This window comes from Flavobacterium chilense, assembly GCF_001602525.1.
GTDB lineage: Bacteria > Bacteroidota > Bacteroidia > Flavobacteriales > Flavobacteriaceae > Flavobacterium > Flavobacterium chilense.
This window is the reverse complement of sequence record NZ_LSYT01000007.1, coordinates 1-25495: the sequence shown is the minus strand read 5'-3', so window position 1 is coordinate 25495 and position 25495 is coordinate 1. Positions and strand designations below refer to the sequence as shown.

Here is a 25495-nt window from a genome sequence, read left to right as displayed (position 1 = left end):
TTTAAAAACTAGACTACTACAAATGAAAACAGATGCTTTTGCTTTAAGACACATTGGTCCAAGAGAAACAGATCTTCAACACATGTTACAAACCATTGGTGTTGAATCTATTGAACAACTTGTTTATGAAACCCTTCCGGACGATATTCGTTTAAAAGCGCCTTTAAACCTGGATCCTGCAATGACAGAGTATGAATTTGCAAATCATATTCAACAATTAGGAAAGAAAAATAAAGTATTCAAATCATATATTGGTTTGGGTTATCATCCCACTATTGTTCCGGCTCCAATTCAGAGAAATATCTTCGAAAACCCGGGATGGTACACTGCTTACACGCCTTACCAGGCAGAAATTGCTCAAGGTCGTCTTGAAGCTATTTTAAATTTCCAGACTACTGTTATCGAGTTAACAGGAATGGAAATTGCCAATGCTTCTTTATTGGATGAAGGAACTGCTGCTGCAGAAGCTATGGCGTTATTATTTGATGTTCGTACAAGAGATCAAAAGAAAAACAATACACATAAATTCTTCGTTTCTGAAGAAATTTTACCTCAGACTTTATCTGTACTTCAGACACGTTCGACTCCAATTGGAATTGAATTAGTTGTTGGAAACCACGAAACATTTGATTTTTCGAATGAATTCTTTGGAGCTATTTTACAATACCCGGGAAAATATGGTCAAGTAAACGATTACAGTGCTTTTGTTGCCAAAGCAAAAGAAAACGAAATCAAAGTTGCCTTTGCTGCTGATATTTTATCATTAGCTGCTTTAACTTCTCCGGGAGAAATGGGAGCTGCAGTAGTGGTTGGAACTACACAGCGTTTTGGTGTACCAATGGGTTATGGTGGTCCTCATGCTGCGTTTTTTGCAACTAAAGATGAATACAAACGATCTATGCCAGGTCGTATTATTGGAGTTTCAATTGATGTAAACGGAAACCGTGCTTTACGTATGGCTTTAGGAACTCGTGAGCAACACATTAAACGTGAAAAAGCAACTTCAAACATTTGTACCGCTCAGGTTTTACTAGCGGTTATGGCCGGAATGTATGCGGTTTATCACGGACCAAAAGGATTACAATATATTGCAAACAAAGTTCATGCATCAGCGGTTACTACTGCTGAAGCTTTAAACAAACTAGGAGTTTTCCAAACTAATACAGCTTACTTTGATACTATTTTAGTAAAAGCAGATGCTCAAAAAGTAAAAGCAGTTGCAGAGAAAAACGAAGTAAACTTCTTCTACCCAGATGCCGACTCCGTTTCGATTTCATTAAACGAAACAACTTCGATTGCTGACATCAACCAAATTATTGCCATTTTTGCTGAAGCTTTAGGAAAAGAAACTGTTTCTGTTTCTGAATTAACTGAAACTAGTCAATTACCAGCTTCATTAGAAAGAACGTCGTCTTTCTTAACACATGATGTTTTCAACAATCATCATTCAGAAAGTCAGTTGATGCGTTACATCAAAAAATTAGAACGCAAAGATTTATCGTTGAATCACTCGATGATTTCATTAGGTTCTTGTACAATGAAATTAAACGCAGCTTCAGAAATGTTGCCTCTATCAATGCCAAACTGGAACAGCATTCACCCTTTTGCACCAGTTGAACAAGCTGAAGGTTATATCACGATGCTTAAAAAATTAGAAGAGCAATTAAATGTAATTACTGGATTTGCAGGAACTACATTACAGCCTAACTCTGGAGCGCAGGGAGAATATGCAGGTTTAATGGCTATTCGTGCTTATCATTTGTCAAGAAACGAAGGTCACCGTAATGTATGTTTAATTCCTTCATCAGCTCACGGAACAAATCCTGCTTCTGCAGCTATGGCCGGAATGAAAATTATTGTTACTAAAACGACTCCGGAAGGAAATATTGATGTAGAAGATTTAAGAGAAAAAGCGATTGAACATAAAGATGATTTATCTTGTTTAATGGTAACGTATCCTTCTACTCACGGAGTTTACGAATCTTCAATTATTGAAATCACGAAATTAATCCACGACAATGGCGGATTAGTATATATGGATGGTGCAAACATGAACGCGCAAGTTGGATTAACAAATCCTGCTACAATTGGTGCTGACGTTTGTCACTTAAACTTACACAAAACATTCGCTATTCCTCACGGTGGTGGTGGACCTGGAGTTGGACCAATTTGTGTAAATGAAAAACTGGTTCCATTTTTACCAACAAACCCAATCTTAAAAGTAGGCGGTGAACAAGCTATCACAGCTATTTCATCTGCACCTTACGGATCTGCTTTAGTATGTTTAATTTCTTACGGTTACATCACAATGATGGGGGCTGAAGGATTAAAAAGTGCTACAGAACATGCGATTTTAAATGCTAACTACATGAAAGCGCGTTTCGAAGGACACTACCCAATTCTTTATACCGGAGAATGCGGAAGAGCGGCTCACGAAATGATTTTAGATTGCCGTGCGTTTAAAGAAAACGGAATCGAAGTGGGTGATATCGCAAAACGTTTGATGGATTACGGTTTCCACGCTCCTACAGTTTCTTTCCCGGTTGCTGGAACTTTAATGATCGAACCTACTGAATCTGAAGATTTAGCAGAATTAGATCGTTTTTGTGATGCACTTATTTCAATCAGAAAAGAAATTGAAGCTGCAACTGCTGATGATAAAAACAATGTATTGAAAAATGCACCTCACACATTGGCAATGTTAACTACAGATTCTTGGAATTTCCCTTATACGAGAGAAAAAGCAGCTTACCCGTTAGATTACATCGCTGACAATAAATTCTGGCCATCTGTTCGTCGTGTAGATGATGCATATGGTGACAGAAACTTAGTTTGCAGCTGTGCTCCTATTGAAGCTTACATGGAAAACTAAAAAATAAGTTTTTCTATACATACAAAACCCGACAAGTTTTTAAAAACATGTCGGGTTTGTTTTTTGATTTTTGTTTCAGGTTTCAGGTTTCAGGTTCCTACATAACGTGAAACCTGAAACCTGAAACTTTAAAAAGAAGACACTTTTTCTTTTTATAACATTCCTTTTAGTTTTATTTATTTTTATAACATTTCAAAATACATGAGCGAAATAAAAGCAAACTCTTAAATCAATCTCAAACGTTTGAAATCTCGGAAAAATCAAAAAATCATTAGAAGATAACCAATATATCAACTAAAAAATTGTTATTTCATAATTATATGCATGCATAGTATTTTTTATGATAGTTATCATGATTTTATTTATACTTTAGCAATAAATTTATCGGATAATTAAGGAAAAATGAAAATAAAAATCATTGGTATTGGGAGTTATATCCCGGGTTTAGAAGTAAAAAATACAGACTTTGACAAACATATTTTTTTGAATGAAGATGGAACTCCTTTTGGTTACCCGAATGAAGTTGTAATTAAAAAATTTAAAGGCATTACCGGAATTCAAAACCGTCGTTATGCTGAACCGGAATACACAGCATCTGATCTGGCTTTTTTTGCAGCTCAAAAAGCAATTGCAAATGCAGGAATCGATGCCGAAACTTTAGATTACATTATTTTTGCTCACAACTTTGGTGACGTAAAAACTGGAACACATCAAACGGATATTTTACCAAGTTTAGCTACTCGTGTTAAAAACAAATTAGGCATTAAAAACCCAAAATGTGTAGCATATGATATTCTTTTTGGATGTCCGGGATGGATCGAAGGTGTTTTACAAGCGAATGCTTTCATCAAATCCGGAATGGCAAAAAGAGTTATGGTAATTGGAGCCGAGACCTTATCAAGAGTTGTAGACGATCATGACCGTGATTCTATGATTTATTCTGATGGAGCCGGAGTTTCAATTCTGGAAGCTTCAACAGATGATGCAGGTTTACTTTCTTATGAAAGCGCCACTTATGCTAATGAAGAAGCTAATTTCCTTTACTTTGGAAAATCATATAATCCTGATTTAGATCCCGATATTAAATACATCAAAATGTATGGACGTAAAATTTACGAATTTGCGTTAAGCAACGTACCATGCGCTATGAAAAGTTGTTTGGATAAAAGTGGTATTGCCATTGACGAAGTCAAAAAAATCCTAATCCATCAGGCAAACGAAAAAATGGACGAAGCTATCATCGAACGTTTTTATAAACTATATGACAAAACTGCTCCTAAAAACATTATGCCAATGAGTATTCATGATTTAGGAAACAGCAGTGTTGCAACCGTACCTACTTTATATGATTTGATTCTTCAGGGAAAAATTGAAAACCACGAAATCAACAAAGGTGATGTTGTTATTTTTGCTTCGGTTGGAGCCGGAATGAATATTAATGCTTTTGTTTATCGCTACTAAAAAAGTTTTTATACAATCTTGAGTGAAATAATTTCGCAAAAACGCGAAGTCGCAAAGTTTATTAAACCATAAAAGTGATATAAGTTCAATTAAGTAAAAAACTTAAAATATCTTACATCACTTATATGGTTATTTTTTTTCAAAACTTTGCGACTTCGCGTCTTTGCGAGAAATTCATTCCAAACTTTTTTCAAAAAAAACACTTCTATTTTCATTCCAATTAAAAAAACAAGAAAGGAGATAACTTTGTATATTTGCGCCTTTGTTGCTTAAAACATATATAATGTACGAAAAAACATTTCCGAATAAAAGATTCAAACTTACCTTAGAGTTTTTACAAAAGCACGTTAACACATCAGAAACCATTTTTGATTTTGGTGTACCAAATCCATTTTCTAAGATAATGGAAGAAAATGGTTATACGGTAAAAAACACTAAAGGCGAAGACTTAGACAACGATCAAACGGCTTTACAAACAGAAGATTATACTGTTTTTACAGCATTTGAAATTTTCGAACACTTATTAAATCCATATACGATTTTAGAAAATGTAAAATGTGATAAATTGTTAATTTCAATTCCGTTACGTTTATGGTTTTCACCAGCATATCGTTCTAAAACAGATATGTGGGACAGACATTATCATGAATTTGAAGACTGGCAGTTAGACTGGCTTTTAGAAAAAACAGGATGGAAAATAACGGATCGTTTACAATTTACACATCCGGTAAAAAAGTTTGGACTTAGACCTTTATTACGATATTTTACCCCGAGATATTATATTGTTGCTGCCGAAAAAGTTAAGAACTAAGATTGCAGATTAACGATTTTAAATTTTTGATTTTTAGATGACTTCCAAACAATCTAGAATCTAAAACCTAAAATCTAAAATTCTTAAAATGAAATACTATATCGTCATTCCCGCGCATAACGAACAAGATTTAATTGGCCTGACTTTACAGTCTTTGGTTTCTCAGACTGTTTTGCCATCAAAAGTTGTAGTGGTAAACGACAATTCGACCGATAAGACAGAAGAAGTTGTATTGAGTTTCGCAAAAGAAAATCCATATATTTCTGTTGTAAACAAAACTTCAGATGCGATTCATTTACCGGGAAGCAAAGTGATTCAGGCATTTCAAAAAGGTTTTGAAACCCTGGATTCTAATTATGATATTATTGTAAAGATCGACGGAGACTTAATTTTTCCTCCCAATTATTTTGAAACCATCATCAAACATTTTGAGTCTGATCCAAAAATTGGAATGGCTGGCGGATTTTGTTATATCGAAAAAAATGGTGACTGGATTTTAGAAAATCTAACCGATAAAGATCACATTCGCGGTGCACTAAAAGCATATCGTGCAGCAACTTTTCAGCAAATTGGCGGTTTAAAACCTGCTATGGGCTGGGATACCGTAGACGAATTACTTTGTAAATATTACGATTGGAAAATAGTCACAGACTCTTCTTTACATGTAAAGCATTTAAAACCAACTGGTGCAAATTACAATAAGACTGCACGTTATAAACAAGGAGAAGCTTTTTTTACTCTGGGATACGGTTTCTGGATTACAGCAATCGCATCAGCCAAACTGGCAATGATGAAAAAAAAGCCTTTGTTGTTTTTTGATTATATAAGAGGATTCTGGAAAGCAAAAAAAGCCAAAACTCCTTTATTAGTTACCCCCGAACAAGCTAAATTTATTAGAAATTACCGTTTTCAGAAAATGAAACAAAAGTTAATTTGATTGGTAAAAAAACCGAAAAACTGTGTCTCATAACCCAAAACTCGTAACTTCTTTTTACCTTAGCCAATATTTCAAAAACTATGATGTTAATTCGTTATATATCTCAAATAGGAAGATATTTTTTAATGCTGAAAGAAATTTTTAATAAACAGACCAAATGGCCTGTTATGAAAAAATTGATTTTCAAAGAAATCGATGATCTGATAATAGACTCTCTTGGTATTGTTTGCTTTATCTCTTTTTTCATAGGAGGAGTTGTAGCGATTCAAACTGCACTAAATCTAACAAACCCTTTAATTCCAAAATATTTAATTGGTTTTGCTACACGTCAATCTGTAATTCTGGAGTTTGCCCCTACTTTTATTTCGGTAATTATGGCCGGAAAAATGGGATCTTACATCACTTCTAGTATTGGAACAATGCGTGTAACAGAGCAAATTGATGCTTTAGAAGTTATGGGGGTTAATTCGTTAAACTATCTTGTTTTTCCAAAAATAATAGCCTTATTAATGTATCCTTTCGTAATTGGAATTAGTATGTTTTTAGGAATTTTTGGCGGATGGCTTGCTTGTGCATACGGAGGATTCTCTACAAGTCAGGACTTTATTCAGGGTGCTCAAATGGAATTTATTCCTTTTCATATTACATACGCTTTTATTAAAACCCTGATTTTCGCTATGTTATTAGCAACAATTCCATCTTTTCACGGATATTACATGAAAGGTGGAGCATTAGAAGTGGGTAAAGCAAGTACAGTATCGTTTGTATGGACTTCTGTTTGCATTATTCTTTTTAATTATATATTAACTCAATTATTATTAGGATAATGATCGAAGTAAAAAACATAGAGAAATCATTTGGTGACAGTAAAGTTTTAAAAGGTGTTTCGACCGTTTTTGAAACTGGAAAAACCAACTTGATTATTGGGCAAAGTGGATCGGGAAAAACGGTTTTATTAAAAACGCTGTTAGGAATTCACACGCCAGATTCTGGTACTATTGAATTTGACGGAAGAGTTTATTCTGATTTAACACCAGAAGAAAAAAGAGAACTACGAACTGAAATTGGAATGGTTTTTCAGGGAAGTGCACTATTTGATTCTATGACTGTTGAAGAAAATGTCGCTTTTCCATTAAAAATGTTTACCAACTCAAATAAAGCAATAATTAAGGAAAGGGTCGATTTTGTTTTAGAAAGAGTGAATCTAGTTGACGCACATAAAAAACTGCCATCAGAGATTTCAGGAGGAATGCAGAAACGTGTTGCAATTGCAAGAGCTATTGTAAATAATCCAAAATATTTATTTTGTGACGAACCGAATTCAGGTTTAGATCCAAACACGTCTACTTTGATTGATAATTTGATTAAAGAAATTACCGAAGAATACAATATCACAACTGTAATTAATACGCATGATATGAATTCTGTAATGGAAATTGGCGAGAATATTGTTTTCCTGAAAAAAGGTCTAAAAGCCTGGCAAGGAACTAAAGAAGAAATCTTTAGAACAGACAACAAAGATATTGTCAAATTTGTTTACTCTTCTAACCTGTTCAAAAAAGTAAGAGAAGCTTATTTAAAAGGATAACTCATGGAGTAGATTCTTTAAGGGTTTTAAAAATAAAAAAAGGGATTTCAATTTTTTTGACATCCCTTTTTTATTGGTCAGGAAACAATAGCAATGTATTCTTTTACAATCATTTTTTATTCTTTATTTCTACTTCTAAAAACTAGAGAATATAATACTAACCTATAAAAACCAAAAGATTTATTATGTTTTCGTTTTCATTTATGCGCAAAACCCATTCTTATTAAAAGAAAAATCTTTCAAAAAATAAATTTTGTTTTGTAGTATTTTTTATACTTTTACAGCTTACGTTATATAAAAACTATTATGATTCAAAGCCGGGTTTTAATAAAAAAATGCATCGGTCAATTTTACAGAACCTTTATTCTCGTTTCTCTATTCTCCGTTTTTATAATTTCATGTGCTAAAGAAGACACAGATGATACAGCTGCGGTTTCTAAAACAGACTCTGTAAAATTGCTCAATTATTCTTATGGAAAGAACTCTTTGCAAAAAATGGATATCTATTTACAAAAAGGCAGAACATCCAGCACTCCGTTGCTTATCTGTATACATGGCGGAGGATGGATAGAGGGAGATAAAAACGATATTGATCCTACGCTTTTTATACAAAGTGGATTTAACGTCCTGAATATAAATTACAGATTAGCCAACAATAAAGACATAACCTGCAAGGACATGATGGACGATATAGGTTCTGCATTAACAAAAATTACTGAAAATTCAGAAAACTGGAATATTCGTAAAAATAGCTTTGTAATATATGGTTTTAGTGCTGGTGCACATCTCAGCATGTTATATGCTTACAAATATGATTTTCTAAATCAGGTTTCTGCGGTAATATCTTATGGCGGCCCGACAAAACTAGATGAATTTCAATCATTTGATAACAATATTCCTCAAATGATTAATTCTATGACAGGCATTAATTGGAATGAGACTGGTACCATACCTGAATCTTATAAAAAATACAGCCCTTTTTATTCAAATAACTATAAACCAACTTTCTTTATCCATGGAGAAAAAGATACATTTATACCTCTTGAACAATCTGAATTGATGCATAATCTTTTAATTGAAAAAGAGATAAATACAGATTTTTTTATTTTAGCCAATGCAGGACATGGTGGCGAAGGAGCCTCTCAACAACAGCAGGAACAAATGTTTATAAAACTCTATAATTGGGTTTTAAAAAACTCCTAGTTTACATATCTAAAAGATCCCAAATTCCAATCTTAGTAAAAATTGGAATTTGGGATTTTTTATATTGGAATTTAATTTAGTATTTTTTATTCAGTCCAAAACCAAACGTTACTCCCACGCCGACAAAAGCATATTTCCCAATATTACCATAAAACTTAACACCAACACTAGGTATTAGAATGTAATAAAGAAGTGTTGGTTTCTTTTTTGAGTAAAACCATTTATAATTTGCCTCAAAAGGCACGCCATAATAATTTTCATCGCGCAGAAAACGGTTATCGTCAAGATCTCTTGTTGCTATTTCTAAGTTGTTGCGACTTATCCCTAAAGAAACACTATATGAATGATTTGAACTCAGCCATCGTCTGCCATACAATAAAGCATATTCTTTAAAATCTTCGCCTTTATAGCGCTTTGGAATTATAATATAATCGCCCTCAACTCTGGCATAACCAACTGCATTTGTGAATCTAAAAGTAAAGAGGCTTTTTCCTGTCTGATAATTTAATTCTGCACCTCCGGCAATTCCAATATTTTTAACAACTGCTGGACCTCCAAAACCCTCAATGTAGATTATAGGATTTGTTTTTTCTTCTTTTTCCAAATTTGAAGTCTCTTGTCCTAAAACAAAATTTGAGAAAACCAACACAAAAAATAAGCTGAGTAATATTCTTTCCATAAAAAAATTAATTTTTTCAAAGATATAGCAATTCTACAAATGTAGAGTAAGTTGCGTTTAAAATTAATATTAAATTTCTTATGACAAATTCCAACAAAAAATTCCAAATCCCAATCTTACATAAAATTGGAATTTGGAATTTTCTATTTTGAAATATTTAAACTTTAATCTATTAACTCTACTTCCGCATTTGGATTAAAAAGATAAGTTTTACCGGAGCTTATTTCTATACATTCGAAACGTTTGGTTCTAACTGCTAATTTCTTAAATATTTTTCCGTTGTTTATTCTAAAAACGCTTCCATACGGAATCTCGAAAACATAATTCTTATCATTGCTTTTGTCGTATTCTTTTAAAGCCAAAGACAATGTAGTGTCTGTATCGCTACTCGCAGAAGGATTTTTAAAATGTCTTGCCAGCAAAGGCAAAATATGATTTGGAAAAATTTCTGGTCTGATATAAGGCACCATTAAACGCTGAAAAGTAAACTTCCACTCATTTCCGTGTGGCTTTATATTTCTGCCAAATTTCTCAAATGCTACCAGGTGAGCAATTTCATGAATGAGTGTAATTAAAAAACGATATTTATTTAAACTGGCATTTACCGTAATTTCATGTTTCCCACCAGGTCCTTTCCTGTAATCGCCATGTCGCGTCTGACGCTCATTTACGATTTTAAGGTGAACCTGATTGGCTACAATCAATTCAAAAACAGGCCTTACAGCATGTTCTGGTATATATTTAGCTAAAGTTTCGTTCAAAATAATTATGAATTATAAAGTATGAGTTAAATTGGTTATGAATTTTTCTTTGACGTTATGATTATACTTCTTATTATTTTTAAAACTTCGCTACATTGTTGATGTATGGATTCGAATTCAACCGTTGAAATGTAATTTGTTGCATTTAATATTTCTAACCAATACATAGACTCATCACATTCTTTTTGAGAAATTGATAATTTATGAATAAAATCAGCTTTACTTTGAGCATTAACTGCTTCGCGAACATTTGCTCCCACCGAAGTAATAGAACGTAAAAATTGCTTACTCATTGTAAATTCTTTCTTTTCTAAAACTAACCATTTATAGAAATTAACACCTCTTACAGCTAATTCAAAACTTTTAACTTTCACAACACTTTCACTCATAATTCATAACTTATAACTAACTACGGATTAGTAGAAGAAACTTCCAAAACCTTTCCGTTAAAGTATTTATTTCCGTTAAGAGTAAAATCATAAATATAAGTTGCCATTCCTTCGGCAGAAATTGGAGCCTGATATCCCGGGAAAGCTTCGTTTAGCATTTCAGTCTGAACTGAACCTAAAGCAAGAACATTAAATAAAATACCCTGCTCTTTATATTCTTCTGCCAATAATTCGGTTAAAGTAATTACAGCTCCTTTGCTTGAGCTATATGCAGCTAATCCTGCAAACTTAAGACTTCCTCTTACACCACCAATTGAACTGATTGTAACAACATGACTCCCTTTTTGAAGATATGGCAAACAAATTCTGGTAAGATTTGCAACTGCAAAAACATTCACTTTATAAATACTTTCAAAATCTGCCTGAGTAGTTTCTGCAAAAGGTTTCAACAATAAAGCTCCTGCATTATGAACTACTGCATCAACTTTTTTCCAGCTGGAAGAAAGAAAATGGTCTACCTGAGCTAAAGCAGCTTCATCAGACAAGTCAACTGAAAGACAAGTCACATTTTGATGTTCTAAAAGTGCTTGAGGTATTTTTCTGGAAATGGCCAGAACCTGATGGCCTGCATTAGCAAATTGTAATGCCAGTTCGTAACCAATTCCTCTACTGGTTCCGGTAACAATAATATTTTTCATAACACAAAAATAAGGAAATACAACAAAACGAAAGATTATTTATTCATCGTAATTTCTTCTGTTGGTGTAGTCGCGATTTTAGTTACAACTGGTAAAAACTCCTGAATAAAAGAGGTCATGTGTGGAATATCCATTACTTTAAATTCATCTGAAACATGGTGATAAAACTCAAAATTTTCAAAATCAAAAGTACTTATGGACTGACATGGTTTCTTGAATACATCGTAAAAAGAATAATTGTCAGATCTGTAGAACAATTTATATTCTGCTTCTTTTGGTAAAAATCCGATTGTTTTTTTTCCGGTATATTCATTTATTTTTTCGGCCATATTCGATTTATCAAAACCTGTAACATAAGCCAAATAATCACGTTTCATGGGTACACCAATCATTTCGATATTTAATTGTGTGTACAGATTAAAGTTTTGTTTTTTAAGTTTCTGAACCAGACTTTTAGATCCTAACAAACCTTTTTCTTCTCCTGCAAAAAATACAAACAGAATACTTCGCTTGTTCGATTTTGTTTCGCTGAAATATTTAGCCATTTGAGCAACAGCCGTAACTCCTGACGCATCATCATTGGCTCCATTATAAATTACATCAGGCTGTTGTTTTTTCTCAATTCCAATATGATCATAATGAGCACTTAAAACCACAAATTCTTTTTTCAAAATCGGATCTGTTCCTTCCAGAACACCTACAATATTAAAAGCAGGCGCTTTAAAATTAGTAAGCGTATCTCTATAAGTCGCAAAATATGGCTTTATATTATTCTTCTTAAAAAAATCTTCTAAAAATACTGCTGCTTTTTCTATTCCTTTCGTTCCGGTTTCGCGACCTTCTAACTCATCTGAAGAAAGGTATTTTAAAAAATTCGAAACTTCATTCTCTTTTACTTTATAAGTAATTTCGATTGGTTTAGAAACAGATTTTGATTCGTTTATACCCCCCGCAGACGGGTTTGATTTACAAGCCAAAAAAACAAGAGGAAGCAGAAAGTAAAGTTTTTTCATAAATGAAGATTTAGATCTCTAAAGAAAATGATTTAAAATATTTATACACTATAACTGTTTGAATAATTTCTAAAACAATGAAAAACATACAGTTTATACTTTTAAAATAATTTGTTTAAAAAAACAAAATAACATAAAGCGTTCCTTAAAGAACGCTTGTCAAAGTTTATGCAATATAGTAATATTTTAAGTTTCTTTTTATGTAATACTCTTTCTGTTAAGCAAATATATTTTAAACCAAAAGAAAAACATTTTATTCTTTCTCCTATTTTAAATACTTATAAAAGAGGCCGAAAAATCTTTTGCATGAACTAAATCATAATGCCGCATAGTTCCTTTATTTTGTTCTATGACAGTCTGAGTTATACTTAAGGTTTTTATTGTATTTTCTCTATTGATAATCAAACCGTTTTCAGAATCATAGGGTTTTGTATAACGATGAAAATCAAAAATTTTAGAAGCTGAGACTTCATCGGTATTTCTTAAAAAATTCACAAACCAGTAAGCTCTTTCTTTTCTAATTTCATTTGAATACAAAGTGACAGATGACCAAATATAACTTTGTGCCTCATTAAGTGATGTTGTTCTTTTTACAAAACCATCCCAAATTAGCTCGTACAATTTTGATTTCTGATACAAAATGAGCGTAAAAGGTTCGATGTCTTCTAAATTAATTTGCTCCCAAAGTTCTATTGCCGAATCAGCAGAGATAATATCCAAAGCAATTAATCCACGGCTTTTTCTATAAGGAAAAACTGGGTCATGCTTTCCGATTCCACCGTTCAAAAGCACTAAAACATTTCCGTATTCATCAACTGCAAACCAGGTTCCTCCTGCTTTTGAGTCTTTTGGATACATAATATTTTTATTATTGTGGTAATAACTTTTAGGCAAAATTGCGCCTGGCCGAATTACTCTTTCATCCCGATTTGAAGTAATCACCACAACTCCGTTATTATTAATATAACTTACTGTGCACATTGTTTTCTATATTCTAATAGCAGAATGTCCCATTTCAAAATTTGCATTCATCGAAGTGTTCCCTAATTTTGAAATAGTCGCTTTTATTAAAGCCTGATGATGATTACAACATTCAAGATTATAAAGTAATTCTCTGTAGTAACTACTTTGAATCCTGATCGCAAGTCCATTAATTACCTGTTCTAAATAAATGATTTTGTTTTCACTTTTCAATCCTGTTTTTAACTCAGTAATTTGTTCTTTTGCCGATTTAGTTTCTGTTTGAACTAGTTCATTTACCTCTCGTTTATCATAATTCAAAATACCTGAGTCATAACTATTTTCAAGGCACTGAAACTTTTCTATAATAGTTCTGGTGTGTTCGCCAATGGTCGCATTATTTAAAGCATCGCGAACTTCTGAATATTCTTTATCAGTTAACTGATCTAACAGATAAATTAATTCATCTAAACTGTAACGTATTGATTTTAGTAACATGGCTGTTTAATTTAAGAGATTAAATAATTGATTTATTTAAGCAAAGTAATCTTAAGCAACATATTAAAATGATGATGATTAAAATCAAAAACTTATTTCTCTTTAAAGTTTAATTTCTAGACAAGGGATACGATAAAATGGAGTTGGCTTTTTTCTTTATTTGAGTTTCTAATATTGAAATAAGTTTTTCTATATGATACTTAAAATTAAAACGTGTAATAAACTAGTATTACTCCTGTTATAATTTACGTTAATTAATGATTTATAGTTTTCAGGAATTTAAAAAAAAGTACTAAGAATTGTGATTAAATAATCTTTAGATCTAGTAGATACTTTTTTTCACATTTTGACATTTGGAGAAAAAGAAAACCCTTTTAGACAAATCAGTCTAAAAGGGTTTTTAATAAATTATATTTAAAAGTATAATTATCCCGCAATAACAGCTCTTGAAATTACAATTTTCTGAATCTCTGAAGTACCTTCATAGATCTGAGTAATTTTTGCATCACGCATCAAACGCTCTACATGATATTCTTTTACGTATCCGTTTCCTCCGTGAATCTGAACAGCTTCAACTGCAGTATCCATTGCAACTTGCGAAGCAAATAATTTTGCCATTGCACCACTCACGTCATAATTTTTATGCTGATCTTTATCCCAGGCTGCTTTCATACACAAATGACGCGCCGCTTCAATATTAACTGCCATATCTGCCAGTTTAAAAGCAATAGCCTGATGATTACAGATTTCTGTTCCAAAAGCTTTACGCTCTTTAGAATATTTTAAAGCCAGTTCGTAAGCTCCTGAAGCAATTCCTAAAGCCTGAGAAGCAATTCCGATACGACCACCTGCAAGTGTTTTCATTGCAAATTTAAATCCGAAACCATCTTCGCCAATTCTATTTTCTTTAGGAACTTTTACATCGCTAAACATCAAAGAGTGTGTATCTGAACCACGAATTCCCATTTTTTGCTCTTTTGGACCAATAGAGAAACCTGGCATATCTTTGGTCATAATCAAAGCATTAATTCCTTTATGCTTCAATTCAGGATGAGTTTGAGCAATTACCAGATAAACTGATGCTGTGTTTCCGTTAGTAATCCAGTTTTTTGTTCCGTTTACAAGATAATGGTCGCCCATATCAATCGCTGTAGTTTTTTGTGAAGTTGCATCACTTCCTGCTTCAGGTTCACTTAAGCAAAATGCTCCGTGAATTTCGCCTGATGCCAGACCAGGTAAATATTTTTGTTTTTGTTCTTCGGTTCCAAATTCCTGTAGTCCCCAACAAACTAATGAGTTGTTTACAGACATTACTACAGAAGCTGATGCATCAACTTTTGAAATTTCTTCCATAGCAATAACATAAGAAATAGCATCTAAGCCACTTCCGCCGTATTTAGGATCAACCATCATACCCATGAAACCTAATTGTCCCATTTTTTTTATTTGCTCAGTTGGAAATATTTGCTTTTCGTCACGTTCGATAACGCCCGGTAACAATTCGTTTTGAGCAAAATCTCTGGCAGCTTGTTGAATCATTAAATGTTCTTCGGTAAGATTGAAATCCATAGTCTAAATGTTTATTGTTTTTCTAAACTCATTTCAGGAAAATCAGTTTAGTGATAGTTAATTTTTTGTTTTTGAATTGATTTTTTTCTGTAAAAAGGCTTCCAAAGATAATTTTTAAATGTCAAATTAACAATGCGCGCATACAAAATTAATAGATCAGCAATGATTACGATAACGTTTTCGTTATATTATTAAAATTTGGCGTAACTGACATCAATTTTGCAACATTTTCCGCAAAATTCAAGAATAAAATTGTTGATTAAAATAGCGCATTTCTAAACATTTTAGTAAAATTCTACATCAAAAAAGATTAAACAATTCTTAAAACGAGTATATACACGTAAAACTAGTCTTACTAATTTGATTATTAAATGGATACGACAAAAAAAATCAAAATCAAGAATAAAAAAACATGTTTAATAACGAGGTTTAATTGATAAATTAACATTATTTTTGCCTAAAAATTATAATATGGACAGAACATGAAAAAGATTTTACTTTTATTTACACTCCTTTTTAGCTTACAGTTTTCGACCGTTTCTGCACAGACTCAATTAGAGGTAAATGGCGTTACTGTTCCAAGAAAAATTGATTTTCAGGGAAAGACTTTGCAACTTAATGGCGCTGGTGGCAGATCAAAAATGTGGTTAGAAGTTTATGTCCAGGCATTATACTTATCTCAGTTAAGTCAGGATCCGCAATTTATTATTGACAGCGATACAGAAATGGCAATTCGAATAGAAATTACATCTTCAATGGTTTCTTCAAACAAATTAACGAAGGCCATGAATACCGGTTTTGAAAAATCTGCCGGAAGCAATCTTGAACAATTACGACCAAGAATAGAAGAATTTAAAACTTTCTTAAGTGATGCGATTACTGAAAAAGATGTTTTTATTCTGGCATACAATCCACTTGATCAAACCATCAATGTCTATAAAAATGAAACTTTAAAAGGAAAAATTCCCGGATTTGATTTCAAAAAAGCATTATTTGGTATCTGGCTTTCCAACAAACCAGTTGACGAAACGCTGAAAAAACATTTATTAGGAATATAATCTTAAATGATTCACATATTCGAAAGCCGAAAACGAGTTCGTTTTCGGCTTTCTTTTTTTTGTTTGTTAAAATTGACATGAAATACATTATTCGCATTATTCTATTTCATACTTTTACGCAAACTAAACATATCTCAACAAAATGAAAGATTTATTACAGCAATTTGAAAATAAACCACCTGAAATTGTTTTTAACTGGAAAGATTCTGAAACAGAAGCTGAAGGTTGGACTGTTATTAATTCACTTCGCGGAGGAGCTGCGGGCGGAGGAACAAGAATGAGAAAAGGCTTAGATATGAATGAAGTTTTATCCTTGGCCAAAACAATGGAAGTTAAATTTTCTGTTTCCGGACCTGCAATTGGAGGTGCAAAATCAGGAATCAATTTTGACCCGAATGATCCTCGTAAAAAAGGTGTTTTACAGCGTTGGTACAAAGCAGTTTCGCCTTTATTAAAAAGCTATTATGGTACCGGAGGCGATTTGAATGTTGATGAAATCCATGAAGTAATCCCAATGACAGAAGAATGTGGAGTATGGCATCCGCAGGAAGGTGTTTTTAACGGACATTTTAAACCAACGGAAGCTGATAAAATTAACAGAATTGGTCAATTACGTCAGGGCGTTATTAAGGTAATCGAAAACCCTAAATTTTCACCAGATGTAACCAGAAAATATACTGTTGCAGATATGATTACCGGATATGGCGTTGCAGAAGCAGTTCGTCATTTTTATGCAACATATGGCGGAGAAATAAAAGGTAAAAAAGCAATCGTACAAGGTTTTGGAAACGTAGGTTCTGCTGCTGCTTTTTACTTAGCCGAAATGGGTGCAAAAGTAATTGGAATCATTGATCGTGATGGCGGATTAATTAAGGAAGATGGTTTTTCATTTGAAGAAATCAAAACTCTGTTTTTAAACAAAGACGGAAACAAATTAGTTGCCGACAATATGATTCCGTTTGAAGAAATCAATTCTAAGATCTGGACTATTGGTGCTGAAATTTTTACACCTTGCGCCGCATCAAGATTAGTTACACAAGCTCAAATTGACAGCTTAATTGCAAACGGATTAGAAGTAATCTCTTGCGGAGCAAACGTTCCTTTTGCTGACAAGGAAATTTTCTTTGGTTCTATTATGGAAGAAGTAGATCGAAAAGTAAGTTTGATTCCTGACTTTATTTCGAATTGTGGAATGGCAAGAGTTTTTGCTTATTTCATGGAGAAAAAAGTTCAAATGACAGATGAGGCTATCTTTAATGATACATCAGAAACTATAAAAAATGCGATTGTAAAAGCTCACGCTTTAAATTCGTCAAAAACAAATATTAGTGCAACTGCTTTTGAAATTGCATTGAAACAATTAGTATAATTTTCTTTATACTTTTATTCTAAAACGAGCTAATTATTTGGCTCGTTTTTTTATTTAACCGCAAAGCACGCTAATTTATTTCTCGGAAAGTTGCAGAGCCACAAAGAAAAAATTAAAAAGAAAAGCTTTGCGAACTCTGCGGTTAAATTAAGCCCAGCGCTTTCATTCTAAACAATTTTTACTACTTTTAAACGTTTTTATTAAATACTATTACAAAACTCAGAATCAAAATGACGTCGACGGATTCTTCAGATAAAAAGAAATCATTATTAATATCTACAGCGATATATGCGGTTTTATTATTGCTTCTATTTTTTATACGTTTTTGGCCTCCTTATAATCCGGAAAACAATGCAGCTCTCGCAAGCGGCGGTGGCGGTGGTGGCGTAACGGTAAACTTTGGAGACAGTGATTTAGGATCCGGGGCAAATTATAAAAGTGAGGTTCTGGAGGTAAAAAACAATGTTAAACAAGCTCCGGCAAAATCAACTCCGGATGAAGCTATCATCACACAGGAAAACACAGCTACTAACGACGAAGACGTAATTATTCCAACAAAAGAAAAACCTAAAAAAGCGGTACCTGTTGTAAAACCAGAAACAAAACCTGTTCCTGAAAAACCAAAAGTTTCAAATTCTACAAACGATGCTTTATCAAGTATTTTAAAAGGATCTAACAAAGGTGGTGATGGAGATGATAAAGTAGCGGGAAATAAAGGAAAAGCAAACGGAAGTTTAAGTTCTAACGGATATTATGGCACTGGTGGTTCTGGTGGTGGAACCGGTGGAGGCAATGGTACAGGAAACGGAATTGGAACGGGAAGTGGTTATGGAGCCGGCAGCGGCGGAGGTTCTGGCGGCGGATCAGGTTATTCCTTAGGAAATCGAAGAGCATTATCTAAACCTGCACCAAAATACACTTGTGATGAAGCCGGAAAAGTTGTTGTAGAAGTTACAGTTGACCAAAACGGAAAAACAATTAGTGCAGTTCCTGGAATAAAAGGAACAACAAATACGGCAAGATGTTTATTAGATCAGGCAAAAATTGCCGCAATGAATACGAAATGGGATGCTGATGCTGATGCACCGGCAAAACAAGTGGGAAAAATAATTTATAATTTTAGTTTAGATTAAGAAACACGAATTGCACAGATTTACACAAATAAAAAAGGTTTTCTGAAAATTTTCAGAAAGCCTTTTTTATTGTTTTATCGTTTGACTTGTTATCCTGAGTGAAGTCGAAGGACACACGGGTAACCGTTACTAAAAGCACCAATCTTTATCGAGTTTCACGTGTGATTTCTTCTCCGTCGAAATGATATACTCTATGACCACTTTTTCTTTAATCTTTCTTCTATGCTCTTTTTTCTATTTTTACGCGTGAGGGATAGAAGCTGGCTACCGAAGTAGCGCGGATAGCCCGACCACAATAAAAAAATGGGCGAATCAACGTCATGCTGATTAGCCCATTTTTTTATTGTGGTCACGCCCTGATGATAATCTTACTTTGGACTTGTAGCGATGACAAATTTCAAGTTGTTTTTCACTCCTATTTGCAATACATCAACTAAGTCCTGTACCTGCAAATTAAACGGAATTCTGACTACTACCGTTTGTTCTTTATCTGCTCCAATTTTAGACATCAAACTTGTTTCCAGATTTTCAAAATCAACTGGTTCCTTGTCAATATAGAATTTTTTATCTTCAGTAACGGATAAACTAATTAATTGCTTGTTTGTTTTTTCATTCGCTTTCGCTTTTGGCAAAGTCATTTTAATAACATTTGGATTTGCAAGCGTTGAGATAATAAGAAAAAACAACAACAGGAAAAACATAATATCACTTAATGATGAAGTCGCCACTTCGGCATGAAATCTTCTTTTTCTCTTAATAGACATATCTTATGCTCTTTGAATTATATTTACAAATTCTAATATTTGTTTCTGAATTTTTAAAGCAAAATCATCGATTTTTCCGTTCAATAAGTGATAAGCACTATAGGCAATAATACCAACAATAAGTCCTGAACCGGAACTAATCATTTTTTCGTATAAACCTCCGGAAATGTTTCCAATACTAATATTCTCCGTAACAGAGATGCTGTAGAAAATCTTAATAACTCCGGAAATTGTTCCAATAAAACCTAATGTTGGCGCGATACCGGCAATAAGCCCCAGATGGCCTAAACGTCTTTCCATTTCTCCAATCTCAATATCGGCAGCACGATCCATATTTGATTCAATTTCAGCAATTGGTCTTCCAATTACCAGGACACCTTCTTTCAAAATATTTCCTGCAGCAGTATTACTTCTTTCTACAATAGTTCTTGCCAATTCGGTATTACCTGCATTTAATTTATCTCCAACATCCTGCATTAGTCTGCTGTCAATTTTAGAAGCTTTGCTAATGTACAAATAGCGTTCAATAATAACATAAAAAGTATAGAATAATAAAATGGCGATTGGAATCAGGAAAAATCCTCCTTTTAAGATAAATCCTAAAACTGAGATTTCTGTATTTGGGGCAATTTTTTCGATAACTACGTTAGATGCGGCGTTTGCAATGGTATCTGTCTGTAATTGAATAAAACTAAACATATATTAATTCTGGTTTTTAATAATTAATTCTAAAAAATATTTGAAATTTGCAATAAAGATAATTTTCGCTGTAATATAAAACTAAAAAAAACGGAAATTATTTCAATCCACAACTCTTTTATCCAATTATGAACTATCAGGAAACCACAAACTGGATGTTTAATCAACTTCCAATGTATCAGCTTCAAGGCGCTTCGGCTTATAAAGAAGATTTGACCAACATTAAATTATTGGCAGCACATCTTGATAATCCTCAAAATCTGCTAAAATGTATTCATGTTGCGGGGACAAACGGCAAAGGATCTACTTCGCATATGTTGGCTTCGGTTTTGCAGGAAGCAGGATATAAAGTCGGATTGTACACTTCACCACACTTAAAAGATTTTAGAGAACGAATTAAAATTAGTGGTAAAGAAATTTCAGAGGATTTTGTATGTCAGTTTATCACAAAACATAAAGCTTTTTTTGAAGCCAATGACATGAGTTTCTTTGAAATGTCTGTAGGTTTGGCTTTTGATTATTTTGCTGCAGAAAAAGTTGACATTGCTATTATCGAAGTTGGACTTGGCGGAAGATTAGATGCCACCAATATTATTACACCATTAGTTTCTGTTATCACGAACATCGATTTAGATCATACTCAGTTTTTAGGAAATACTCCGGCACTAATTGCTGGTGAAAAAGCGGGAATTATAAAACCAAATGTTCCGGTTGTTATTGGTGAATATACGAATGAAACTCAGCCTGTATTTTTGGCTAAAGCCAAAGAAAATAAAGCGCCTGTTTATTTTGCTTCTGATTTAGTTACAGAAATTTTTCCGTCGGACTTAATTGGGGATTATCAATTTCATAATAAAAAAACGGTTCAGCAAACAATCGCTGTTTTGAATTCTCAAAATGAATTTAAGGCTTCGAATGAAAGCTTAAAAGCTGGTTTATTGAAAGTAGTTAGAAATACGGGCTTGCAAGGAAGATGGCAACAACTTGGTGTAAATCCGAAAATTGTTTGCGACACTGCACATAACAAACACGGTTTAGCAGTTGTGATGAATCAGATTCAGAAAGAAACTTTTGAAAAATTACATATTGTTTTAGGTGTTGTGAACGACAAAGACCTCGATTCTATTTTACCTCTTTTTCCTAAAAATGCACAATATTATTTTTGCAGACCTGATTCGTCGAGAGGTTTAGCTACTGAAATTTTGAAAGAAGCTGCTAAAAAATATCATTTGTTAGGAGAAAAATACGATTCTGTAGCGGAAGCTTTTGCTGCTGCGAAGCAAAATGCGACGGAAAACGATTTTATTTATGTTGGCGGAAGTACTTTTGTCGTTGCTGAATTGCCTTTAAACTAACAGAACTTGAAATTATTGTAAAAAGGCTAAAAAATCTTGCTATATAATAAATTCAATTACAACGAGATAGAAAAAACTTTAAAAAAACTTTAAATTTTTAGCGCGTTTTCTTTGTAGAACTGAAAAAGTGGCTTATATTTGCACTCGCAATCACAAACGATAGCAACCTAGTAAAATAGGGCGATTAGCTCAGCTGGTTCAGAGCACCTCGTTTACACCGAGGGGGTCGGGGGTTCGAACCCCTCATCGCCCACCAAGAAACTCCTTAAGAAATTAAGGAGTTTTTTTTATGCCTTTTATAAGGCGCCCTTCCAAAATTACAAAAGTCAGAATCCCTAAATAAAACACAATAACAACACGCTCTTCATCGGCTAATACAAAAAACATTTCATCTGAATTAACATTGTTTTAAATTCAGATTCAAATCCTTATATCAATTTCCATCAAAGAAATATTTCCCTTTCACAAAATACACAACAAAAAACTGCATAAGACAACTAATTCAACAAACAAGCTTTAAAATATTTTTCATAAATTTGAAAAAATCAAAAATCAAAAAAAAATGAATAGAAAAGGTTGCCTTCCTCCGCCAAGAGTTTAATTTCTTTCTAAAATAAGATGAAGTTACAAGTTGATAAAACATCAACTGTTTCTGTGTACTTCATATTTAACTAGTAATTAATTAAATCTTGTTCGATTTCGAGCATACCTTTTTCATGAAAAATTCATATCTAAAGTTACACGTAGCTGTAATACTTTCGGGTTTTACCGGTATTTTCGGCAAACTCATCTCTCTCAATGAAGGACTTTTAGTCTGGTACAGAACCTTCTTTTCTGCCATTATCTTATTTTTTCTGATAAAGCTGACTAAAGTAATAACAAAACTTAACATTAGAGAAAAAATAAATATTGGTAAAATTGGTATTTTCATAGCTATTCATTGGGTATTTTTTTATGCCAGTATAAAATACTCTAACATTTCGATAGGAGTCGTTTGTTATTGCTTAACTAGCTTTTTTACTGCTATTTTCGAACCTTTACTCAATAAAACTAAGCTTGTTTTTTCTCAACTGGTATTTAGCGCAATAACACTATTAGGTATTAGTCTGATTTTCCATTTTGACGGTTCTTACCATACAGGAATTTTATTAGGATGCCTCTCGTCAGCATTTGCAGCACTTTACACCATTTATAATGAAAAACTAGTAAAATCCTATGACAGCAAAGTCATCAATTATTACCAGATGGCAGGAGGCACAATTTGCCTGGGACTTTTTATGCCTTTTTATCTCATTTTCTTTCCTGTAGAAACTGTCCTTCCAAGTACAACCGACTTTTATTACCTGATTTCATTATCATTATTTTGCACTGTTGGTTTGTATGTTTTATTTGCTGAAGCATTAAAAAAGATACCCGCTTTCACAACCAATCTTACCTTTAACTTAGAACCGATTTATGCCATTATTTTAGCATTTGTTTTTTTTAATGAAGGCAACGAAATGAGTCAATCATTTTATTTGGGATTATTTTTCGTGATGACCTCAGTCATTCTTCAAACTATTATTTCATTGAGAAAAAAGAAATAAATGCAAAAACTCCATTAGAAATAATGGAGTTTTACCTATTCTCTTACCAAGTTCTTTTATCACAAAATCACACTCGATAAATTAGCCCACAAACCTGAACATATCACATCAAAACAATCACAAATGACCACCTTTTACAATTCCTCTTTTAGATTGCTTTATAAAACTTAATATTTCATCACGCTCGGGACTTTTTTCAAATTGATTTTCTATCAATTCTAAAGCAAAAGATATATTTCTGTTTTCCTGAAAAATAATCCGATAGATCTCTTTTAACTCATTTATTTTACGAGATTCAAAACCCCTTCTTCTTAAACCAACCACATTTAAACCAACATACGAAAGAGGCTCACGAGCAGCAACTATATAAGGCGGAACATCTTTAACGATACGACTCATTCCACCAACCATACTATGTTCACCAATCACAGAGAACTGATGTATTGCTGACAAACCACTTATAATAGCCCAGTCATCAACAGTTACCTCACCAGCCATTCCAACATTAAAACCAATAACGCAATGATTCCCTATAGAACAATCATGCCCAATATGCGCATTCGCCATAATTAGATTATTCTCACCAATACTTGTTATTCCTTTAGATAAAGTTCCTTTATTTATAGTTACAAACTCGCGAATAATTGTATTGGCACCTATTTTCAAAAATGTTTCTTCTCCATTATATTTTAAATCCTGTGGAGTGCCACCCAAAACAGCCCCTGAATGAATTTGACAGCCTTCTTCAATACTCGTCCCCCTTAGAACATTTACATTACTACCAATCCACGTATTATCACCAATCACCACATCATCCTCAATGGTTGTAAAATTTCCAATATGAACATTCTCTCCAATAATTGCTTTACGATCTACTATACTTTTATTCAACATTTTGTTATTTCATTAACTACAAATATTATAAAAAAGCACAACCTTTTTATTGACCTAATATCAAAAAATTGTAGCGCGGATTCGACTTAAAATTTCCTGACTTACACCTATAAGAGACGCAACATGCTTTAATTTAGATTTTTTAATAATTTCCGGAAATGATTTTAACAAAAACATGTATTTCTCGTTGGCATTCATTACCCTGAACAAATGATGAAACTCATTAATTCCAGAAAGATACAAACGCAACTGTTTCATATGAAAACTAACAAATAAAGGATATTGTAATAAAAAAATTTCATCTTTATGAGATAACGAATAAACAACAGTATCTTCAGAAGCCTCAAAACTTTCAAAAGAAGGTTTTTGTTCAAAAAAACTACTCAATGATGTTACAAATTGAGTATCAGTATAAATCCACCTGGTAACTTCTATTCCATTTTCGAGACAAAATCTCCTTATAGCCCCTGATTTAATAAAATATATCTTGTCACATATTTTACCTTCAAAAACAACGAATTCATTCTTTTTAAAACTTTCCTCTACAAAATATTTTCTTATCGCATTTTCAGTTTCAAAATCGATCTCCTGAAAACTATTAATTACATCAAGTAACTCTCTCATAATATAGATATTCTTGAACAAATTTATCAATATAATTTTAAGTCTGAATTACAATCGCACCTACTAATTAACATTATAGTCACAAAGCAAAAAAACAAACATTCTAAAGCATATTCTTTTGATTTCACTTCAGATGTTGCAAGAGCAACAAAAGACTATAAAATCAAAGAAAACAAGCATTAAAACACAAATCAATATAAACCACAGAAAAAAGCATAATATATTTTCGAAGAATTCACACCATTATACTTTTCTTGATGTGCTCTTTACAAAATCTTTTACAAATTAGTTTCAGAATGGGTTTCCCTGGAGATTTAAGCAGTCGTAAAAGGTTACCCTGCTGGGTAGCTAAGACAGCCTGATTTTTTTTGAGTAGATTTTTTTAATGGAACCATTGTAAAACGAAAAAATCCTCATCAAATAAATGATGAGGATTCTTAAAAGAAAGGCGACGACATACTCTCCCACATAACTGCAGTACCATCTGCGCAGGCGGGCTTAACTACTCTGTTCGGGATGGGAAGAGGTGAGCCCCGCCGCAATAACCACCTTAAGGTTTTTAGTCTAAAGTCAC

At 33.0% G+C, this 25495-nt stretch carries 24 protein-coding genes, 1 tRNA gene and 1 rRNA gene; 13 read left to right on the top strand and 13 right to left on the bottom strand.

Going from position 1 to position 25495, the window contains the following annotated elements:
- The first annotated feature begins 22 nt into the window (after positions 1 to 22).
- The 7 genes from gcvP (at position 23) to A4F88_RS16365 (ending at position 8872) form a co-directional block, all read left to right on the top strand.
- Entirely contained in the window at positions 23 to 2872 is a 2850-nt protein-coding gene (gene gcvP / locus A4F88_RS16395) for an aminomethyl-transferring glycine dehydrogenase (protein WP_068843735.1), read from the top strand.
- Positions 2873 to 3274: 402 nt separating this feature from the next.
- Positions 3275 to 4333 (top strand): 3-oxoacyl-ACP synthase III family protein, encoded by a 1059-nt coding sequence (locus A4F88_RS16390; protein ID WP_068843734.1) that lies wholly within the window; start codon positions 3275 to 3277, stop codon positions 4331 to 4333.
- Between the two features lie 283 nt (positions 4334 to 4616).
- A complete protein-coding gene (locus tag A4F88_RS16385) occupies positions 4617 to 5144 on the top strand; it encodes a methyltransferase (RefSeq protein WP_068843733.1) in 528 nt (175 codons plus the stop codon).
- 88 nt (positions 5145 to 5232) lie between these two features.
- A complete protein-coding gene (locus A4F88_RS16380; protein ID WP_068843732.1) occupies positions 5233 to 6081 on the top strand; it encodes a glycosyltransferase family 2 protein in 849 nt (282 codons plus the stop codon).
- Positions 6082 to 6161: 80 nt separating this feature from the next.
- A complete protein-coding gene (locus tag A4F88_RS16375) occupies positions 6162 to 6908 on the top strand; it encodes an MlaE family ABC transporter permease (RefSeq protein ID WP_068843731.1) in 747 nt (248 codons plus the stop codon).
- Positions 6908 to 7669, top strand: coding sequence for an ABC transporter ATP-binding protein (locus A4F88_RS16370; RefSeq protein ID WP_068843730.1), 762 nt, complete (start codon positions 6908 to 6910; stop codon positions 7667 to 7669). Before A4F88_RS16375 ends, A4F88_RS16370 begins: the two co-directional genes overlap by 1 nt.
- Positions 7670 to 7975: 306 nt before the next feature.
- On the top strand, positions 7976 to 8872 hold the full coding sequence (locus A4F88_RS16365) for an alpha/beta hydrolase (protein WP_068843729.1): 897 nt from the start codon (positions 7976 to 7978) through the stop codon (positions 8870 to 8872).
- Between the two features lie 76 nt (positions 8873 to 8948).
- Here A4F88_RS16365 and A4F88_RS16360 read toward each other — a convergent pair whose 3' ends face one another.
- The 8 genes from A4F88_RS16360 to A4F88_RS16325 form a co-directional block, all read right to left on the bottom strand.
- Positions 8949 to 9551, bottom strand: coding sequence for a hypothetical protein (locus A4F88_RS16360; protein ID WP_068843728.1), 603 nt, complete (start codon positions 9549 to 9551; stop codon positions 8949 to 8951).
- A gap of 164 nt (positions 9552 to 9715) precedes the next feature.
- Positions 9716 to 10312, bottom strand: a complete 597-nt coding sequence (locus A4F88_RS16355; protein WP_068843727.1) for a SprT-like domain-containing protein — start codon at positions 10310 to 10312, stop codon at positions 9716 to 9718.
- Positions 10313 to 10347: 35 nt separating this feature from the next.
- Positions 10348 to 10701 (bottom strand): four helix bundle protein, encoded by a 354-nt coding sequence (locus A4F88_RS16350; RefSeq protein WP_068843726.1) that lies wholly within the window; start codon positions 10699 to 10701, stop codon positions 10348 to 10350.
- A gap of 20 nt (positions 10702 to 10721) precedes the next feature.
- Complete coding sequence (locus A4F88_RS16345) at positions 10722 to 11399, bottom strand: SDR family NAD(P)-dependent oxidoreductase (protein WP_068843725.1); 678 nt, start codon at positions 11397 to 11399, stop codon at positions 10722 to 10724.
- A gap of 35 nt (positions 11400 to 11434) precedes the next feature.
- The gene (locus A4F88_RS16340; protein ID WP_068843724.1) at positions 11435 to 12412 is read right to left on the bottom strand and encodes a M20/M25/M40 family metallo-hydrolase; all 978 of its coding nucleotides are present in this window, start codon (positions 12410 to 12412) and stop codon (positions 11435 to 11437) included.
- Positions 12413 to 12682: 270 nt separating this feature from the next.
- Positions 12683 to 13393, bottom strand: a complete 711-nt coding sequence (locus A4F88_RS16335) for an NRDE family protein (protein WP_068843723.1) — start codon at positions 13391 to 13393, stop codon at positions 12683 to 12685.
- A gap of 6 nt (positions 13394 to 13399) precedes the next feature.
- Positions 13400 to 13870, bottom strand: coding sequence for a DinB family protein (locus tag A4F88_RS16330; RefSeq protein ID WP_245179145.1), 471 nt, complete (start codon positions 13868 to 13870; stop codon positions 13400 to 13402).
- Between the two features lie 426 nt (positions 13871 to 14296).
- Positions 14297 to 15439 carry an acyl-CoA dehydrogenase gene (locus A4F88_RS16325; protein ID WP_068843722.1) on the bottom strand — a complete coding sequence of 381 codons (1143 nt, stop codon included), beginning with the start codon at positions 15437 to 15439 and terminating at the stop codon, positions 14297 to 14299.
- Between the two features lie 482 nt (positions 15440 to 15921).
- Between A4F88_RS16325 and A4F88_RS16320 the strand changes: the two genes are divergently transcribed.
- The 3 genes from A4F88_RS16320 (at position 15922) to A4F88_RS16310 (ending at position 18999) form a co-directional block, all read left to right on the top strand.
- The gene (locus A4F88_RS16320) at positions 15922 to 16497 is read left to right on the top strand and encodes a chalcone isomerase family protein (protein WP_068843721.1); all 576 of its coding nucleotides are present in this window, start codon (positions 15922 to 15924) and stop codon (positions 16495 to 16497) included.
- A gap of 142 nt (positions 16498 to 16639) precedes the next feature.
- Complete coding sequence (locus tag A4F88_RS16315; protein WP_068843720.1) at positions 16640 to 17866, top strand: Glu/Leu/Phe/Val dehydrogenase dimerization domain-containing protein; 1227 nt, start codon at positions 16640 to 16642, stop codon at positions 17864 to 17866.
- 230 nt (positions 17867 to 18096) lie between these two features.
- Entirely contained in the window at positions 18097 to 18999 is a 903-nt protein-coding gene (locus tag A4F88_RS16310; RefSeq protein ID WP_068843719.1) for a hypothetical protein, read from the top strand.
- Between the two features lie 368 nt (positions 19000 to 19367).
- On the opposite strand, the gene A4F88_RS16305 is transcribed toward A4F88_RS16310, so the two are convergent.
- Together A4F88_RS16305 and A4F88_RS16300 are read right to left on the bottom strand one after the other, a co-directional pair.
- On the bottom strand, positions 19368 to 19763 hold the full coding sequence (locus A4F88_RS16305) for an ExbD/TolR family protein (RefSeq protein WP_041516210.1): 396 nt from the start codon (positions 19761 to 19763) through the stop codon (positions 19368 to 19370).
- A 3-nt stretch (positions 19764 to 19766) separates the two neighbouring features.
- Positions 19767 to 20462: a MotA/TolQ/ExbB proton channel family protein gene (locus tag A4F88_RS16300; protein ID WP_068843718.1), complete on the bottom strand. Its 696-nt coding sequence runs from the start codon at positions 20460 to 20462 to the stop codon at positions 19767 to 19769.
- A gap of 128 nt (positions 20463 to 20590) precedes the next feature.
- Between A4F88_RS16300 and A4F88_RS16295 the strand changes: the two genes are divergently transcribed.
- The 3 genes from A4F88_RS16295 (at position 20591) to A4F88_RS16285 (ending at position 23403) form a co-directional block, all read left to right on the top strand.
- Complete coding sequence (locus tag A4F88_RS16295) at positions 20591 to 21817, top strand: bifunctional folylpolyglutamate synthase/dihydrofolate synthase (protein WP_068843717.1); 1227 nt, start codon at positions 20591 to 20593, stop codon at positions 21815 to 21817.
- 178 nt (positions 21818 to 21995) lie between these two features.
- A tRNA-Val gene (locus A4F88_RS16290) sits at positions 21996 to 22073 on the top strand.
- A gap of 460 nt (positions 22074 to 22533) precedes the next feature.
- Complete coding sequence (locus tag A4F88_RS16285; RefSeq protein ID WP_068843716.1) at positions 22534 to 23403, top strand: DMT family transporter; 870 nt, start codon at positions 22534 to 22536, stop codon at positions 23401 to 23403.
- 117 nt (positions 23404 to 23520) lie between these two features.
- On the opposite strand, the gene lpxA is transcribed toward A4F88_RS16285, so the two are convergent.
- The 3 genes from lpxA to rrf all read right to left on the bottom strand — a co-directional run bounded on the left by lpxA (position 23521) and on the right by rrf (position 25474).
- On the bottom strand, positions 23521 to 24297 hold the full coding sequence (gene lpxA, locus A4F88_RS16280) for an acyl-ACP--UDP-N-acetylglucosamine O-acyltransferase (RefSeq protein ID WP_143155042.1): 777 nt from the start codon (positions 24295 to 24297) through the stop codon (positions 23521 to 23523).
- A 60-nt stretch (positions 24298 to 24357) separates the two neighbouring features.
- Positions 24358 to 24921, bottom strand: a complete 564-nt coding sequence (locus tag A4F88_RS16275; protein ID WP_068843715.1) for a Crp/Fnr family transcriptional regulator — start codon at positions 24919 to 24921, stop codon at positions 24358 to 24360.
- Positions 24922 to 25364: 443 nt separating this feature from the next.
- Positions 25365 to 25474: ribosomal RNA gene (rrf, locus tag A4F88_RS16270) — 5S ribosomal RNA — on the bottom strand.
- Positions 25475 to 25495: the final 21 nt, after the last annotated feature.

Excerpts from the sequence above, each read along its gene's own strand:
- A4F88_RS16310 (WP_068843719.1), top strand. The coding sequence starts at position 18,097 with ATGACGTCGACGGATTCTTCAGATAAAAAGAAATCATTATTAATATCT.
- A4F88_RS16320 (WP_068843721.1), top strand. The coding sequence starts at position 15,922 with ATGAAAAAGATTTTACTTTTATTTACACTCCTTTTTAGCTTACAGTTT.
- A4F88_RS16295 (WP_068843717.1), top strand. The coding sequence starts at position 20,591 with ATGAACTATCAGGAAACCACAAACTGGATGTTTAATCAACTTCCAATG.
- A4F88_RS16335 (WP_068843723.1), bottom strand. The coding sequence starts at position 13,393 with ATGTGCACAGTAAGTTATATTAATAATAACGGAGTTGTGGTGATTACT.
- A4F88_RS16380 (WP_068843732.1), top strand. The coding sequence starts at position 5,233 with ATGAAATACTATATCGTCATTCCCGCGCATAACGAACAAGATTTAATT.
- A4F88_RS16340 (WP_068843724.1), bottom strand. The coding sequence starts at position 12,412 with ATGAAAAAACTTTACTTTCTGCTTCCTCTTGTTTTTTTGGCTTGTAAA.
- A4F88_RS16305 (WP_041516210.1), bottom strand. The coding sequence starts at position 19,763 with ATGTCTATTAAGAGAAAAAGAAGATTTCATGCCGAAGTGGCGACTTCA.
- A4F88_RS16390 (WP_068843734.1), top strand. The coding sequence starts at position 3,275 with ATGAAAATAAAAATCATTGGTATTGGGAGTTATATCCCGGGTTTAGAA.
- A4F88_RS16325 (WP_068843722.1), bottom strand. The coding sequence starts at position 15,439 with ATGGATTTCAATCTTACCGAAGAACATTTAATGATTCAACAAGCTGCC.
- A4F88_RS16285 (WP_068843716.1), top strand. The coding sequence starts at position 22,534 with ATGAAAAATTCATATCTAAAGTTACACGTAGCTGTAATACTTTCGGGT.
- A4F88_RS16350 (WP_068843726.1), bottom strand. The coding sequence starts at position 10,701 with ATGAGTGAAAGTGTTGTGAAAGTTAAAAGTTTTGAATTAGCTGTAAGA.
- A4F88_RS16375 (WP_068843731.1), top strand. The coding sequence starts at position 6,162 with ATGATGTTAATTCGTTATATATCTCAAATAGGAAGATATTTTTTAATG.
- A4F88_RS16315 (WP_068843720.1), top strand. The coding sequence starts at position 16,640 with ATGAAAGATTTATTACAGCAATTTGAAAATAAACCACCTGAAATTGTT.
- A4F88_RS16385 (WP_068843733.1), top strand. The coding sequence starts at position 4,617 with ATGTACGAAAAAACATTTCCGAATAAAAGATTCAAACTTACCTTAGAG.
- A4F88_RS16370 (WP_068843730.1), top strand. The coding sequence starts at position 6,908 with ATGATCGAAGTAAAAAACATAGAGAAATCATTTGGTGACAGTAAAGTT.
- lpxA (WP_143155042.1), bottom strand. The coding sequence starts at position 24,297 with ATGTTGAATAAAAGTATAGTAGATCGTAAAGCAATTATTGGAGAGAAT.
- A4F88_RS16345 (WP_068843725.1), bottom strand. The coding sequence starts at position 11,399 with ATGAAAAATATTATTGTTACCGGAACCAGTAGAGGAATTGGTTACGAA.
- A4F88_RS16360 (WP_068843728.1), bottom strand. The coding sequence starts at position 9,551 with ATGGAAAGAATATTACTCAGCTTATTTTTTGTGTTGGTTTTCTCAAAT.
- A4F88_RS16275 (WP_068843715.1), bottom strand. The coding sequence starts at position 24,921 with ATGAGAGAGTTACTTGATGTAATTAATAGTTTTCAGGAGATCGATTTT.
- A4F88_RS16330 (WP_245179145.1), bottom strand. The coding sequence starts at position 13,870 with ATGTTACTAAAATCAATACGTTACAGTTTAGATGAATTAATTTATCTG.
- gcvP (WP_068843735.1), top strand. The coding sequence starts at position 23 with ATGAAAACAGATGCTTTTGCTTTAAGACACATTGGTCCAAGAGAAACA.
- A4F88_RS16365 (WP_068843729.1), top strand. The coding sequence starts at position 7,976 with ATGATTCAAAGCCGGGTTTTAATAAAAAAATGCATCGGTCAATTTTAC.
- A4F88_RS16300 (WP_068843718.1), bottom strand. The coding sequence starts at position 20,462 with ATGTTTAGTTTTATTCAATTACAGACAGATACCATTGCAAACGCCGCA.